General features: G+C 73.1%; 11 protein-coding genes. 5 read left to right on the top strand and 6 right to left on the bottom strand.

The genetic code is table 11. From position 1 onward, the window contains the following. Positions 1-16 precede the first annotated feature (16 nt). Positions 17-1,171: a CaiB/BaiF CoA transferase family protein gene (locus ACZ6W9_RS30470; protein ID WP_362929637.1), complete on the bottom strand. Its 1,155-nt coding sequence runs from the start codon at positions 1,169-1,171 to the stop codon at positions 17-19. A gap of 204 nt (positions 1,172-1,375) precedes the next feature. On the opposite strand from ACZ6W9_RS30470, the gene ACZ6W9_RS30465 reads away from it, so the two are divergent. Then, positions 1,376-1,972, top strand: a complete 597-nt coding sequence (locus ACZ6W9_RS30465) for a uridine kinase family protein (protein WP_389960654.1) — start codon at positions 1,376-1,378, stop codon at positions 1,970-1,972. 8 nt (positions 1,973-1,980) lie between these two features. Here the strand turns inward: ACZ6W9_RS30465 and ACZ6W9_RS30460 are convergent, their stop codons facing one another. Then, entirely contained in the window at positions 1,981-4,239 is a 2,259-nt protein-coding gene (locus tag ACZ6W9_RS30460; protein WP_389960652.1) for a hypothetical protein, read from the bottom strand. 221 nt (positions 4,240-4,460) lie between these two features. Here ACZ6W9_RS30460 and ACZ6W9_RS30455 point away from each other — a divergent pair, with 221 nt between their 5' ends. From ACZ6W9_RS30455 to ACZ6W9_RS30445, 3 genes are all read left to right on the top strand, one after another. Then, positions 4,461-4,853, top strand: a complete 393-nt coding sequence (locus ACZ6W9_RS30455; protein WP_389960650.1) for a GntR family transcriptional regulator — start codon at positions 4,461-4,463, stop codon at positions 4,851-4,853. Positions 4,854-4,935: 82 nt separating this feature from the next. Further along, positions 4,936-5,820 (top strand): ABC transporter ATP-binding protein, encoded by an 885-nt coding sequence (locus ACZ6W9_RS30450; protein ID WP_389960648.1) that lies wholly within the window; start codon positions 4,936-4,938, stop codon positions 5,818-5,820. Between the two features lie 28 nt (positions 5,821-5,848). Then, a complete protein-coding gene (locus ACZ6W9_RS30445) occupies positions 5,849-6,817 on the top strand; it encodes a hypothetical protein (protein ID WP_470120810.1) in 969 nt (322 codons plus the stop codon). A 36-nt stretch (positions 6,818-6,853) separates the two neighbouring features. Here the strand turns inward: ACZ6W9_RS30445 and ACZ6W9_RS30440 are convergent, their stop codons facing one another. The 4 genes from ACZ6W9_RS30440 to ACZ6W9_RS30425 form a co-directional block, all read right to left on the bottom strand. Next, on the bottom strand, positions 6,854-8,794 hold the full coding sequence (locus tag ACZ6W9_RS30440; RefSeq protein ID WP_470120808.1) for a hydantoinase B/oxoprolinase family protein: 1,941 nt from the start codon (positions 8,792-8,794) through the stop codon (positions 6,854-6,856). Positions 8,795-8,889: 95 nt separating this feature from the next. Next, complete coding sequence (locus ACZ6W9_RS30435; RefSeq protein WP_389960642.1) at positions 8,890-11,037, bottom strand: hydantoinase/oxoprolinase family protein; 2,148 nt, start codon at positions 11,035-11,037, stop codon at positions 8,890-8,892. A 221-nt stretch (positions 11,038-11,258) separates the two neighbouring features. Beyond that, on the bottom strand, positions 11,259-11,477 hold the full coding sequence (locus ACZ6W9_RS30430) for a hypothetical protein (RefSeq protein WP_470120806.1): 219 nt from the start codon (positions 11,475-11,477) through the stop codon (positions 11,259-11,261). A 57-nt stretch (positions 11,478-11,534) separates the two neighbouring features. Then, on the bottom strand, positions 11,535-12,104 hold the full coding sequence (locus ACZ6W9_RS30425) for a hypothetical protein (protein ID WP_470120804.1): 570 nt from the start codon (positions 12,102-12,104) through the stop codon (positions 11,535-11,537). A 231-nt stretch (positions 12,105-12,335) separates the two neighbouring features. On the opposite strand from ACZ6W9_RS30425, the gene ACZ6W9_RS30420 reads away from it, so the two are divergent. Beyond that, positions 12,336-13,001: an AIM24 family protein gene (locus tag ACZ6W9_RS30420; protein WP_389960636.1), complete on the top strand. Its 666-nt coding sequence runs from the start codon at positions 12,336-12,338 to the stop codon at positions 12,999-13,001. The last annotated feature ends 53 nt before the right edge of the window (positions 13,002-13,054 follow it).

Here is a 13,054-nt window from a genome sequence, read left to right as displayed (position 1 = left end):
GGCCGGGAGGAGGGCGTCAGCCTTCACGGTCCTCCAGCCACGCGAGGACCTCGTCGTTGTGCTGGCCCAGTGTCGGCGGGGCGGTGTGCCGGGCGGGCGGCTCGCCGTCGAAGCGCAACGGCGGGCCGGGCAGTTCGATGGCGCCGAGCACGGGGTGGTCCACCTCGACGAGGAGGCCCTGCGAGCGGGTCTGCTCCCAGGCGTAGACCTCGTCGATGGACCTGATCGCCCCGGCGGACACGCCGGCCGCGTCGAGTGCGGCCAGCCAGTGGGCGCGATCGTGCGCGGCCAGTGCCCGCTCGATGTCGGCGACGAGCTCGTCGCGGTGCTCGCACCTGTCGCGGTTCGTCGCGTACCGGGGGGCGGCGGGGTCGAGGCCCAGCAGCGCGGCCGCCTTCCGCCACTGCGCGTCATTGCCCGCGGCGATCTGGATCATGCCGTCGGCGCAGCGGAACGCGCCGTAGGGGGCGATGGAGGGGTGGTGGTTGCCGACGCCCGCGGGGACCTCGCCCGCGACGGTCCAGGCGGTGCCGTGGTAGGCGTGCACGGCGGTCACCGAGGCCAGCAGGGAGGTGCGCACGACCTTGCCGCGCCCGGTCCGCTCCCGCTCGTAGAGGGCGGCGGCCACGCCGTAGGCGCCGTGGATGCCGGCCAGCAGGTCGGCGATGGGAGAGCCGACCCGGTACGGCTCGCCGGGCGGGCCGGTGACGCTCATCAGCCCGGCCTCGCCCTGGGCGATCTGGTCGTATCCGGGGCGGCCGCCCTCGGGGCCGTCGTGGCCGAACCCGGTGATCGACAGGATGACCAGGCGGGGGTTGAGCTCGTGCAGCCGCGTCACGGGGAAGCCCAGGCGGTCCAGGACCCCGGTGCGGAAGTTCTCGACCAGCACGTCGCTCCGCCGTACCAGGCGTTCGACGAGGGCTCTGCCCTCGGGTGTCTTGAGGTCGGCGGTGACCGAGCGTTTGTTGCGGTTCGCGGCGAGGAAGTAGGTGGAGACGTCGGCGTCCGGGCCGACGAACGGCGGACCCCAGCCTCGTGACTCGTCGCCGCCGCCGGGGTGCTCGACCTTGATCACCTGGGCGCCCAGGTCGCCGAGCATCTGCGCGGCGTGCGGCCCCGCGAGCGCGCGCGACAGGTCGAGGACGACGATGTCGCCGAGGGCTCCGTGCAAGATCAACCTCCGTCGGTGGTGGTCGAGCCTAGTCGAACCGAGGCGGGGAAATCATTCTCCGCCATCGGCGGGGCCGCTCCGTACCCCGGATCGCCGCGGCTTCCCACTAAACCATGACAGAAGTGAAAAATGTTGTCAGAAACCGCGGCCTCTCTGGGGATCCGCAGGTTTTTCCCCGGCTTTCCGGTGGTTTCTAATGGAAAGGTGGATGTCATCTCCTTCGAGAATCTCGCCCGGACGGTTCTGGAACTGCCGCCGTCGTGCGGCCCGGTCCGCGTCGTCGCGGTGGACGGGCCCGGAGGGTCCGGCAAGACGACCTTCGCCGGACGGCTGGCACGGACCCTGAACGCCCAGGTGGTCCACAGCGACGACTTCCCGGTGCCGTGGAACGAACCGCCGGTGGCGTGGTTCCGGCACGTGGAGGAGGGGGTGCTCACCCCCCTGGCCGCCGGCGAGCCGGGCGGGTACCGCCGCTACGACTGGGTCCGGGAGACCTACGCCGACTGGGTGGCGGTGCCGGTCGCGCCGGTGCTGCTCCTGGAGGGGGTGAGCACGGCCCGGCGCACCACCCCGGCCGCCCTCACCGTCTGGGTGGAGGCGCCCGGCGACCTGCGGCTGGCGCGCGCCCTCGCCCGGGACGGCGCCGGGTTCGCGCCGCAGTGGAAGCAGTGGACGCGGTCCGAGCAGGAGTGGTTCACCGCCGACGGCACCCGCGAGCGGGCCGACCTCCTCATCGACGGCGCCGCCGTGCCGGGTGAGTTCGTCCTGCTGGACCCGGCCGGCGAGGACTCCCCCGGCTGACCATCGGCTCAGTCCCGGGCCGGCGCGGTCGTGCAGGGGGCGTCGCCGCAGACGTCGACCACCAGGCCGTCCCGCAGGAAGTGGGCCTTCTGCACCCGCGCGCGGACGTCGTTGCGCGGATCCTCGTGCGGATCGTGACCGTACTGCGGGCCGAGCGGGGGGACGTTGACCGTCGGCGGGACGGGCGTGCCGCTGTCCCAGACCACCAGCGCCGACCCCTCGTACGGCTCGCGGGGCAGCGCCCGCAGCCCCCAGAACGGCACCACGTCCGGGCTGCGGTCCGCGGCGAGCGCGGGCCGGTGGATCCGGGCCCCGATCGTGCGGGCCTCCACCTCGGCGGTCACCGTGGAGACCTGGTGGTCGCCGAAGGCGGCGTGCAGCAGCACGCGGTGGCGGGGCGAACCGGGCAGCGGGTCGTCGGTCAGGTGCTGGGCGTAGCCGTTCGTCTCGGCCCGGTCCCACAGCATCTGCATCAGCGCGAAGCAGACCTGCTGGGTGAGCTTGTCGGGGTAGGAGGCGTCCATGAGCCGCTGGAACGGCTGGAAGTCGACGCTGCGGTTGAGCAGCGTGCTGTAGTTCATCCCCGGCACTCCCAGCACGGCGTTGCGCACGTCGGGCGAGACGGCGACCAGCGCGCCGCCCGCGATGGCCCCCTGGCTGTTGCCGTCGTAGGCGAGACCGGCCCGCCGGTCGATCAGCGCCCTGCCGTGCCCGTCCTGGAAGGCGTCGTGGCCCGCGAAGCCGTCCCCGGCGGTCATCGCCCGGCCGAGGAGGACGAAATCCAGCAGGCTCTGCTGGAGGCGGTCGGTGACCGTGCCGAACCGGGAGAGATCGGAGAAAACGCCCGCCACGTGCTGGACGTCCTCCTCCGCCATGCCGATCCACTTGGTCGCACAGAAGACGAAGCCGTGCTCGGCGGCCATCGCCCGCACGTTGGCCGCGCGCACCTCGGTGGCCCGGCCCAGCAGGCCGTGGCCGTACAGGGCGGCTCTGGCGGGCCGCCGGAACGCCGAGCGCGGGATCTCACACTGGTACTGCGCCTTCAGCGTGTCGCCGAGCGGGCGGGGCAGCCCGTCTGGGCCCCGGTTGAGGCTCGACCCGGGCGGGCCGCCGGGCCTGTCGAGGTAGTTGGGGACGGAGATCTCTCCGGTGACCTCGCGGGCGATGCCCGGGTCCTGCTCGGGCGTGAGGTCGGTGACGGAGCCGACCGTGAACTCCGGCGAGCGGCCGCGCAGCGAGCGCAGCGTCCGGTCGCGCATGGCGAGCACCGGCCCGGCGATGCCCTGCTCGCTGGCGACGGTGAAGTCCCAGGCCAGGTAGAGGTCCCCGGCGTCCACCCCGGCCCGCCCGAGATCCTCGACCGTACGGCGCAGCGCCCGCTGCCGGGCGGCGAGCGGGTCCCGCGCCGGCAGATCGTCGCCGAGGAGCCGGGCGAAGGTCTCCGGCGCCGGGAGGTCGCGCCCGTCGGCGTCCTTGAGCCTGCGCAGGGCGACGGCGTAGCGGTGCCCCTCCCGGAAGTTGCGCGCCGGCCGCACGATCAGCGCCCGCCGGGCGGGGTCGGCGGCGTTGGCGTCCAGCTCCGCCCAGTACGGCCAGCGCTCCCCGGTGCGGGTGTCCACGATCACGACGGGGGCGTCGCGGCGCAGCGACCACCCGATGTCGGTGACCGGCGCGGCGCCGGTCCTGCCCAGGTCGATCCCGGGGGCGTGGGCCAGCAGCATGGACCCGGGTGAGAAGCCGTCGGCGGCGTTCCACTGCGCCGGATCGACGGGGACGCCCGCCGCGTTGCGCGGCATGGCCTCGGCCGCGAGGTTCACCCGCAGGCCGGTACGGGTGCGTGCCCGGGTGGTGAACCAGTCGTTGGGGAACGGCAGCAGGCATTCGACGCCGGCGACGGGATCGCATCCGGCGGTTCCCGGGGCGGGCGTCGCGGGCCGGACGGGCTCGGCGTGCGCGGCGGTCTTCGAGAGGGACTTCGCGACGGCCTTCGAAAGAGACCGCGCGGCGGTCTCGGAGAGGGACTTCGCGACGGACTCCGGGAGGGTCCGCGCGGTGATCTGCGGAAGGGTCCTCGCCGGGGCCCTCGCGGCGGTCTCCGAGGCCGACTCCGAGACGGACGCCGCGGCGGCCTCCGAGACGGTCTTCGTGACGGACCGGGCGGCGGCCTTCGCCGGGACGGGGCCGGTCTCCGCGGGGGCGGGAACGGCCGTGATCGTCAAGGACGCCGCGGCCAGCGCGAGGCTCGCCGCCACCGATCGAAGGCGCATGCGCGTCCCATCCCGTCTCCCGGATCGTCCCTGGCCCGGCGACGATCACAAATGTCCAACCGAAGCAGAACCCAGGACGATCTCCCCGTCAATGGGAGATCACAGGATGACGTCAAAGCGTGTCGAACCCGTTGTAAGAGACCGCAAGGGCGAAGGCGTGGCTTGACACGCGCCGGGAAGGTCTCCACTATTCCCCTAATCCATTAGTGAAAGGTGGCGGCGTGATCGAATTCCGCCTCGACCGGGGGTCGGGGGTGGCGACCTACCTCCAGCTCGTCCAGCAGGTACGGCACGCCCTCCGCCTCGGCGTCCTGCGGCCCGGCGACCGGCTGCCCACCGCCAAGGAGGTCGTGGCCCAGCTCGCGATCAACCCCAACACCGTGCTCAAGGCGTACCGCGAGCTGGAACGGGAGGGCCTGGTCGCCGGGCGGCCGGGCCTCGGCACGTTCGTGCAGCGGTCGCTGGGCCAGACCTCCATGGACGACCGCGCCCGGCTGCGCACCGAACTGGTCCGCTGGGTGCGCGACGGCCGCCAGGCCGGTCTGACGCTGGAGGACCTGGAGGCGCTCATCGCCTCGGTCCTGACCGACTCCTTCCGGCAGGAGACCGCATGAACCCGCCGGAGAGCGCCTCCCTTCGTCAGGAGAACCGGCGGGAGATTCGGCGGGAGACCGCCTTCTTCCGGGAGGAGACCGTATGAACGCGCTGGAGACCACCGGCCTGGGCATGCGCCACCGGCGCACCTGGGCGCTGCGCGACTGCTCGGTGGCGGTCCCGGCCGGCCGGGTCGCCGCCCTGGTCGGGCCGAACGGCGCGGGCAAGACCACCCTCCTGCGGCTCGCCGTGGGCCTGCTCACCCCGACCACGGGGCAGGTGCGCGTCTTCGGCCGCCCGGCCCGCGAGAACGGGGAGAGGATGGCGTTCGTGGCCCAGAACAAGCCGCTCTACCCCGGGTTCCGGGTGTCGGAGATGCTGCGGTTCGGGCGCGGGCTCAACCCCCGCCGCTGGGACGACGCGGCGGCCCGGCGGCGGCTGGCCGAGCTGGGCATCCCGCTCGACCGCAGGGTCGGCCGGCTCTCCGGTGGCCAGCGGACCCAGGTGGCGCTGACCGTCGCGCTGGCCAAGCGCCCCGACCTGCTGGTGCTGGACGAGCCGCTGGCCGACCTGGACCCGCTGGCCCGCGACGACGTGACCCGCGGCCTGATGGGCGCGGTGGCCGAGACCGGGCTGACGGTCCTGCTGTCCTCGCACGTCGTCTCCGAACTGGAGGGCGTCTGCGACTGGCTGGTCGTGGTCAACGGGGGCCGGGTCCAGGTCAGCGGCGACATCGACGACCTGATGGCCCGGCACAGCCTGCTGACCGGGCCGTCCGACACCGCCGGCGCGCTCGCCGCCCGGCTGCCGACGGTCTCCCGGGGCGGCACCGGGCGGCAGGCCACCCTGCTCGTCCGCGACGCCGCGCCGCCGGCCGACCCGCGCTGGAGCGCCCGCCCCGTGACGCTGGAAGAGATGGTCCTGGCCTACTTGCGCGCCCCCGACGCCGCGGCGCTCCCCCGTCCCGCCCTGTCCCCCACGCCCTGACCTCGAGTCCCTTCGAGAGGAACCCCCCTTGTTCTGGCTGACCTGGCGGCAGCACCGCGCGCAGATCCTGGTGACGGGCGGGCTGCTGCTCGCCCTGGGAATCCTGCTGCTCGTCTCCGGCCTGCGTGCCTCCGCCTACATCGCCGGGCACGCGCCGCCCGGCTGCCCCGGCTCCGGCGTCGCGTGCCGGAGCGTCAACTCGGTCCTCTACGAGGAGTACTACAACCCCGTCTACCTGGTCTTCGGGCTGCTCCCCTTCCTCGGCGCCGGGCTGGTCGGGGCGTTCTGGGGCGCGCCGGTGCTCGCCGCGGAGTTCGAGCGCGGCACCAACGCCCTCGCCTGGACCCAGTCGGTGCCGGTCCGGCGGTGGCTGGCCGTCAAGCTGACGACGCTCGGCGGGATCGTCGTGGCCGCCGCGCTCACCGTGTCGGTGATGATCAGTCTGTGGCTGACGGTGTTCGAGGACGCCGTCGGCGAGCGGAAGCTGCAGGCGGGGACGTTCACCATGATCGGAGTCGTCCCGGCCGCGTGGTGGCTGTTCGCCTTCATGCTGGGCACCGCCGCCGGGGCGCTCGTGCGCCGCACCCTCGCGGCGATGGCCGTGACGGTTGCGGTGATCGCCGTCGCCATCCCGGCCGTCTTCTTCTCCAGGGACGCCTACGCCGAGCCGGTGCGGACCGTCACCGCCGAGCGGACGGCGCTCTACGAACGCGGCGACCTGCTGGTCGAGGAGTCCTGGGTGGCCCCCTCGGGCAGGGAGATCGCCGCTCCGCCGCCCGCCGCCTGCCCACCCCCGGCGGGGGTGGACGTCCGCTCCGAGCGGGCCCAGATCCTCAGGGAGGATTGCCTGGCCGCCGGGGGCTACCGCCGGGCGGTCTACCACCACCCCGTGGACCGGTTCTGGCGCTTCCAGTGGACAGAGACGGCCATCCTGCTCACCGCCGCCCTCGCCTTCGGCGCCCTCGCCGTCATGCGCATCCTCCGCCACCGCGGCTGAACCGCCCCGCGCAGGCACCCTGATCGCCCGGAGCCGTCACCCGAAGTCCACGTCGGCGTGCGGCAGGCCGCCGGACAGTGACGGGAAGCCGGGGCCGCGGTCGAAGAAGGGGGCGGTTCCGGGGAGCAGGGCGCGGAGCTCGGCTCGGCGGCGGGCGGTGGCCTCGGCGTCGACCGCCGGCGCGTCCACGGGGCCCGGGCCATCCGTGCCGTCCGCGCCACCCGCGCCGGGTGAGCCGTACGGGCCGCCCGAGCCGAACAGGTCGTCCGGGGTGCCGGCGGCGCCGGACCCGCCGGGGAGGCGCAGGATCACCCCGTAGTCGTCGCGGGCGCTCTCCGGCGAGACCTTGCCGTCGCGGACGTCTGCGGCCACCGCCTCCGGGTCACGGTCCAGCGGGCAGCCCCAGCCGCCGCCCCCGGTGGTGCGCACCCGGATGACCTCGCCCGCGCGGACCGGGGCGTCGTCCACCAGGCCCTCCATCGCCCGGCCCTCGATCTCCACGGAGAACGGCCGCCCGGCCCGCCCGCCGTTCACCCCCCAGCACGACAGGATCGACCGGTCGGCGATGGACATGAACGAGGCGTCGCGCAGCATCCGGATGTGCTTGTCGTAGCCGAGGCCGCCCCGGTGGAGGCCGGGGCCGCCGGAGTCGCGCGCCAGGCCCAGCCGTTCGACCCGCAGCGGCCAGCGGGACTCGGCGAACTCCACCGGGATGTTGCGCGAATCGGGCACGACGTGGATGGTGTCCTCGCCGTCGGCGTACCACCGGCCGCCCGAGCCGCCGCCGAGGACCTCCCGCATCAGGTACGGCGCGCCGTCCGCGCCGGTCCCGTGGACGCCGGTGTAGCGGATGGTCTCCTGGTCGGCCGGCATCCGCCCGCCGGTCGCCTTGGCCAGCACCCCGGCCAGCACGCCGAGCAGCCGCAGGATCACGAACGTGCGGGCGTTGGTGGGGGCGGGGAAGATCGGGGTGAGCAGCGTGCCCTTCTCCGGGAAGCGCATCCCGATCAGCGGGACGACGCCCTCGTTGACGTCCAGCCCGGCCATCCGCTCGGGGGTGTCGGCGAGGTTGCGCAGGATCGGCGCGAGCCACTTCTTCAGGAACACCCCGTCGGCGTAGTCGCCGGCGTGGTTGATCGGCCCCTTCGCCTGCGGTGAGGTGCCGGTGAAGTCGATGACCAGCGGCACGGCGGCGGAGTGGTCGACGGTGAGGGTGATCCGCTGGGCGTGCAGCCGGGGCGGGTCGACGCCGTCGTGCTCGGCGTAGTCCTCCCAGACGTGGACCCCCTCGGGGATCTTCGCCAGCAGCTCCCTGCGGAACGTCTCGGTGGTGTTCGCGATGATCGCGTCGAAGCACGCCTCGACCGCCTCGCGCCCGTAGCGGGCGAACAGCTCCGCCAGCCGCCGGGCGCCCATCAGGCAGGCCGAGCACTCGGCGTCCAGATCGCCGGCCAGCGAGTCGGGCATGCGGGAGTTGCGGGTCATGATGGTCAGCGCGGCCCGGTTGGGCACGCCCCGGTCCCACAGCCTGATCGGCGGGACCATGAGGCCCTCCTCGAACACGCTGCGCGCGTGCGAGGGCATCGACCCCGGGACCGCCCCGCCGATGTCGTCGTGGTGCCCGAACGCCTGCACGAAGGCCACCACGGCGCCGTCGTGGAAGACCGGGACCGTCACGCACAGGTCGGGCAGGTGGCCGATGCCGCCCTCGGACAGGTAGACGTCGTTGTGGAAGAACACGTCGCCGGGGTTCATCTCCGCGACCGGGAAGTCGCGGACCACGGGCTGGACCAGCGCCGAGTACGACCTGCCGGTGAGTTTGCGCAGCCGTACGTCGTGGATGCCCGCGCGGAAGTCGTGGGCGTCACGGATCATCGGCGAGCGGGCGGTACGGGCGATGGCGGTCTCGACCTCCCGCTCCACCGAGGCGAGCGTGCCCTCGACGATCTCCACCAGCACCGGATCGGCCGCGCTCATCGGTCGCTCACCACTCCTCGCCCGCGCCGCGGGCCGCTCGTCCCTCGCGGACCACTCCACTCTCCGCGCCGACCCCGCCCCCGCTCATCGGTCGCTCAGGGTCCACGGCGCACCTCCAGGTTCCCGTACTCGTCCATCCGCGCCGTGAAACCCGGGTGCAGCGGCAGCGTGGAGCCGTACTCCTCGATGACGGCCGGGCCGCGGACGGTCGTCCCGGGGGCCAGCGCGGCGCGACGGTGGATCGGCACCCGCGCCCACCCGTCGTAGAAGACCTCCCGGACCGCCGCCGGCGGCGGAGGTTCCGCGGCGCCGTACGGCCTGCGCCGGATGGCCGGGCGGGTGATCGGGCCGATGCCGGAGACGCGGAGGCTGACCCATTCGACGCCGTGGCGGGGGTCGCCGGGGTAGCCGTACCCGTACAGCCGCCGGTGGGCCTCGTGGAAGCGGGCCAGCACCTCGGCCCGCCACGCCTCGTCCGGCGGCCCGGCCGGTACGGGCACCCGCACCTCGTACGCCTGGCCGTAGTAGCGCAGGTCGGCGCTGCGGGCGTAGACGTGCCGGTCGGCGGGGAAGCCCTCGCGGGTCAGGGCCTCGGCGGCCCGTTCCTCCAGCTCACCGAAGACGTCGGCGGCGTCGGCGAGGGAGAGGTCCCGGGTCACGAAGGTGCGCACGTAGTCGTCCTTGACGTCCACGGTGAGCAGGCCGAACGCCGACACGTTGCCCGGGTCGGGCGGCACCAGCACCGACGGCAGTCCGAGGATGTCGATCAGGCGGCACGCGAGCAGCGGGCCCGAGCCGCCGAACGCCACCATGGGGAAGTCGCGCACGTCCAGGCCCCGCCCGACGGTGATCCGGCGGATCGCGTTGGACTGGTTGAAAGCGCTGATCTCCAGGATGCCGGCGGCGGTCCGCTCGGCGCTCAGCCCCAGCTTGCCCGCCAGCTCCTCGACGCCCCGCCGCGCGGCGCCGGCGTCGAGCGGGATCTCCCCGCCCAGCAGGTACGGCGGGACCCGGCCGAGGAAGACGTGCGCGTCGGTGACGGTGACGTCGGTGCCGCCGCGGCCGTAGCAGAGCGGCCCGGGGTCGGCCCCGGCCGACCGGGGCCCGGCCTTGAGCGTCCCCTCGGGTGAGATCCACGCGACGGAGCCCCCGCCCGCGCCGACGGTCACGATGTCGATCATCGGGATCTTGCACGGGTACCGGCCGACGGAGCCCTCCGTGGTCAGCGACGGCTCGCCCTCGATCACCACCGCGACGTCGGTCGAGGTGCCGCCGCCGTCCAGGGTGATCACCGACGGGTGCCCGGCGGTGGAGGCGATCAGCGCGGCGCCGAGCGCGCCCGCCGCCGGGCCGGAGAGCACCGTGGTGACGGGCCGGTGCACGACCTCGGCCGCCGACAGCACGCCGCCGTTGCTCTTCATGACCGAGAACGGCATGCCGAGCCGTTCGGCGAGCCCGGCGATGTAGCGGCGCACGGTCGGCTTGACCGCGGCGTCCACCAGGGTCGTGACGGACCGCTCGTACTCGCGGTACTCACGCAGCACGTCGCTGGAGATCGAGACGACCGCCTCGGGGTGCTCCCGCGCCAGGATCTCGCGCATGCGCAGCTCGTGCGCGGGATTCGCGTAGGAGTGCAGGAAGCACACGCCGATCGCGGTGATCCCCCGCTCCCGGAACCACCTGGCCGCCGCCACGGCCTCCTCGTCGTCGAACGGCCGGACCTCGGCGCCGGTGTGGTCCAGGCGCCCTCCGACGGTCCTGACCCGGTGCACCGGGACGATCCTCGGCGGTTTCACCCAGAAGTAGGAGTTGCCGTAGCCGTCCGGGACGCTCTGCCGGGCGATCTCCAGGATGAACTCGAACCCCTCGGTGGTGACGAACCCGAGGCCGGAGACGCGGTCCTCCAGGAGCTGGTTGGTGGCGACGGTCGTGCCGTGCACGACCGCCGTCACGCCCTCCAACCCGTCGGCCCGGCCCTCGGCCCCGCTCCCGACCCCGTCCTCGCTCCCGACCCCGTCCTCGTTCCCGGTCCCGATCGCGGCCCCGACCTCGGCTCCTGTCTCAGCTTCGGCCTCGGCTCCGGCCGCGGCGAGGACCTTGCGCACCCCCTCCATGAACCCGTCCGCCGGGTCGGCGGGCGTGGAGGGGGTCTTGACGGTGGTGATCTCCCCGGTCCGCTCGTCCACCGCGACCACGTCGGTGAACGTGCCGCCGGTGTCGACCCCGATACGGACGCTGCGCATGCTCCCGTGTCTACCCAGTACGGCGGTCCCGGCGAATCGGCGGAGAATGCCGAAGCGACCCGGAGCGGTTGGGCACTCTTCGGCGAACCGGCGGGGAACCCACGGGCGGACCTTCGTCGACGACCACGGCGATGACGAGCCCGGCCTTCGATCCCAGCTGTTTCTCCACCGGCGGGAACTTTCATGCCTTGAGATGGGGCCGGTGTCCGGGAGCGTGGCGGTCATCCCGATCGATTGAACCGCTCCATCAGCAGGTCTTCGACCCGTTCCGACAGATCACCTTCTCCGGATGAGCCGATCCCGGCGATCGACAGACGACGTCGAACCGGCTCAGGCGGTTCGGGATCTGCCTTCACCGAAGGCAGAAGGCGACGCGCCTGGGCCGGCGAAAACCGGTCCACCAGACGACGAAGCTCCTCATCGGCGTGTCCGGCCCCCATGACCACGAGCCTACGACTTCAGGCCTTGATCGAACCGGCTTCTTTCCATTCGCCGCTTCACGATTCGAGGCCGGCAGAGAAGCATGTGAGGCGATCTTGGGCCAGTCGTCGGCGTTCCGCTGGAAGGCGGCACGCGTTCATCGCCGTCCGCAGGAGATCAGGATCGAATCCGTGGGAGCCCATGTGGTCGAGGAGAGGTTCGTAGCGATCGGGCCGATCCCGTAGGAGCTCCGTGGCCAGCCGGAGCTCCAGACGGACCGCGGGGACGCGGTGAGAGCCGCACGGGATCACGACGTAGTGCCGCCATGGGCCGGGACCGACGCATTCCAGCCCGTCCGAGTCGGTCCGCCGCTCGACGGTGCTGATCTCCGTCGTCACCCCGTCGATCTCGTATCTGGTGAAGTACTGGGAAGACTCCGGAATCCAGGCGGCCGGGTAGAGGCATGGGAACGATGAGAGGGCCGTGGCGAACGTGTCCACGTCCTCCCGCCGGGCCACCAGGAGATCGATGTCCCCTGCTGGGAGACGGACGCCCTGCAGGAGAGCGGCGCCGGTGCCGCCCACCCGGTAATCGAGATCGGCGCCTGTGGCCCTCAGGGCCGTGAGCGCCGTGTCCAGCGTGGTCATGACGTCCGTCAGCCGCAGGGATGGTTCGCCTTCGCCCATGAGCGCCACAGTATTGGTCACGGCGGGAGACCAGAAGCCCCACGGGCTCGGGCAGGAGCCGCGCGTGTGCGTGACGGCGGATCTTCGCCGGGCGGTGGCTTCCCGGAGACCGGCGGGAACTCCAGGGCCGTCGCGATCGCTGAACAGGTGACCGTCGTCTCCGACGCATCCCCGACGCGGAAGGCATCGCCCGTGCGCAGCTCGTTCTTCGGCAACCTGGACCAGGACCAGGTCCCCGGCCACTTCGTCCTGCAGAACGCCAAGATGCTGCGGGTCCAGCTCAACGGTGAGGTGCTCGCGCGCCAGGGGTCGATGGTGGCCTTCCAGGGGAAGATGGACTTCGACTACGAGGGCGGCGGGGTCGGCAAGCTGCTGAAGAAGATGGTCACCGGCGAGGGCGCGCCGCTGATGCGGGTCCGCGGGCAGGGCATGCTCTTCCTCGCCGACAACGCCCAGGACGTGCACCTGTTCTACCTGGAGAACGACGCGATCACCGTCAACGGGACGAACCTGCTGGCCTTCGACCCGCAGCTCTCCTGGGACATCCACCGGGTGCAGGGCGCGGGCATCGCGGCCGGGGGCCTGTTCAACACGACGCTCACCGGCACCGGCTGGGTCGCGGTCACCGCGCACGGCACGCCGGCGCTGCTCGACACCTCCTGGGGGCCGACGTTCGCCGACAGCCAGTCGGCGGTGTGCTGGAGCGCCGGGCTGGGCGTGGGGATCAACCGCACCTTCAAGGCGGCGGCGCTCATCGGGCGCGGGAGCGGCGAGGCCGTACAGCTCGCCTTCCAGGGGCAGGGGTTCGTCCTGGTCCAGGCGAGCGAGGGCCCGATCGTGCCGCAGCCGCGAGGCTGACCCGCCGGAAGGCGGCAGGGCCGGGAAGGGGCGAGGGGCCCGGAAGGCGGCAG

Source organism: Streptosporangium sp. NPDC053982, from assembly GCF_055585205.1.
Note: the sequence above shows the minus strand (reverse complement) of the source record. Positions and strands in the feature narration are given on the sequence as shown.